Annotated in this window: 1 protein-coding gene; it reads left to right on the forward strand. The window is 60.9% G+C overall.

Translation table 11 applies throughout. The features are described 5' to 3' along the window. Positions 1-2,096: tetratricopeptide repeat protein (locus ABGB05_RS36815; RefSeq protein WP_347658658.1), on the forward strand; the 2,096-nt coding region annotated here is incomplete at its 5' end. Positions 2,097-2,157: the final 61 nt, after the last annotated feature.

A 2,157-nucleotide genomic window follows, 5' to 3' on the forward strand; every position in this document is an offset into this window, starting at 1 on the left:
CCGCTGGCGGACCCTTCGTCACACCACCGCCAGCCCACGGCAGATCGGCGACATCGTCCGCGCCGCTCTCCACCTCACCCACTTCGAATACCGATACCTACCGAATCCATGCTGAGATCACGTCAGTGCAACGGTTCGCCGAGGAGCTTCGCGAACTTAAGCGACGCGCCGGCTCACCGGCGCTGAGAAAGATCAGCGACCAAACCAAGGGCAAGTGGGGTACTGCAACCCTCAGCGGTCTGTTCGCCGGCGCCGGTAAACGGGCCCCCACCTGGGAACTGGTCGACGACGTCGTCAAGGCACTGGTCGTTTGCGCCCGTGGACAGAGCTTGGAGCTGGACCCGAGCCTGACAGATCGGGATGAATGGAGCAGGCGCCATCAACTGCTGCAAGCTGCCTTAGAGCGGGAGAAGTCTCGGCAGAGTCTCTTGCGGAAGAACCTGCTGGATCAGTTCTGGGTCCTTGACCAGATTCAGCAACCGCCGTTCCACACACTGGGCGAACTGGTCGAGCGATGGGACGGCAGGCCAACGCCGGCCGGCGGGGCCTACGTGCCGCGTCCCGACTTCGACGAGGAGATGCGTACAGCGCTCGCCACACCGTCGGCCCCGTACCCGTTCCTGCTGGTGTATGGCGATGAGGGTGCCGGCAAGTCGACGTCTGCGTGGACCGCCGTCGTGGAGACGCTAGCGCCGGAGACGAAGGTCCTCATACCGCGCGACGGAAGCGCGATCGCCGCCCTGGCCGAAGCCGAGGACGTCTCCACGATCATGACAGGACGGCTGCTGATCTGGGCGGATGGCTTGACCTCCTCAGACCTCGAATGCCTCACTCGCAAGACGCTGGAGTTACTCGCCGACAAGGCGTTCCTCGTGGCGACAATTTCCGCAGATGAGTGCGCTGCGATCCTCGACTCTCCTCACGGCTTGAAGCCGACCGCGACGGCCGCGCTCAAACGTGCGTATCTCGTTCCCTTGCCGCATGACCCCGAGATCTTCGAGATCATCGAGCAGACCACCGGCGCGAAGGGTGTCGATCTAGAACGAGCCGACCCAAGCGTAGACCCACAACTGGCGTGGGTATGGCTGAACACAGGCCGCCACCAGAGTCCACCAGGGGTGGCCATCGTTCGCAGCGCCGTTGATTGCCAACGCGCCGGGCTAACCCGACCGGTGCTGGCGGACGAATTGAAACGACTCTTCCCGATCTACCTTGCGGAAATTGAGGACACTTCCGCATCTGACGAACTTTTCGCGGCGGGAATGACGTGGGCACAAAAGTCCCGCCGCGACACTCCTCCAATGCTGCGTTCCAGGAACTATCAGGGTCGTCCGTCCTGGGTTATCTCAGATCAACTAAGGGTTGATAAGGCGACCTGGAAAGTACCAGACTCTCTTTGGCCCGCACTTGTCAAGATGCTCAATCCACAGGAATGCTTTTACATCGCCGCCGCGGCAGACAGACGCGGGGAGCTTGTCTATGCAACAGAAGCGCTGACGAAAGCAGCGACGATACCAGAAAACGCTGCACGGGCAAATGTACTACTCGGAAGCATGTTCAAGAGGCTGGGCGATCTGCCTGCCGCGAAGACGGCACTGATGACCGCCATCAGCCTGGGGCAATCCGAAGAGGCGAGCGCTGCAGCCGACCTGCTGGGACGAGTGTTCCAGGAAGAAGGAAACATCGGACGCGCAATCGAGTACTGGACGCTTGCGACGCAATACCCAGGAACCCATGCGCTTATGTCCTGGTACGAACTGGGCCGCCATTTTGCATCGGTGGGCGATAGAGATAAGGCCGTCGCCGCACTCAGCCGGAACTTCTCTGACCCCGACCTACCTGGCTTAGAGCTTCGCGCATCGACATTACTCGCCATCGTCCGGGGCACAGTCAGCGACTTCCAAGCACTCCTTGAGGCATGGGAAACCGAAAACGATCATCGCTGGGAAAATCATGACGTGGCCGCATCAGCTCTACGAGAGTACGTAGGGTTCGCACTAAGCACCGAGGAACCAACGCACTCCGAAGCACCTCAGCCTCGATCCACCGATGAAGATCGGCCCGGCAGGACCCCGGAGATAGAAAGTGCCCTCTGAACTGGAAGGATAGGAGTGCTTCAGGCTTCTATCGCTCGGTTCGAGAGGGCACCTCGCAGGT

Source organism: Plantactinospora sp. B5E13, from assembly GCF_039871775.1.
Classification (GTDB): domain Bacteria; phylum Actinomycetota; class Actinomycetes; order Mycobacteriales; family Micromonosporaceae; genus Plantactinospora.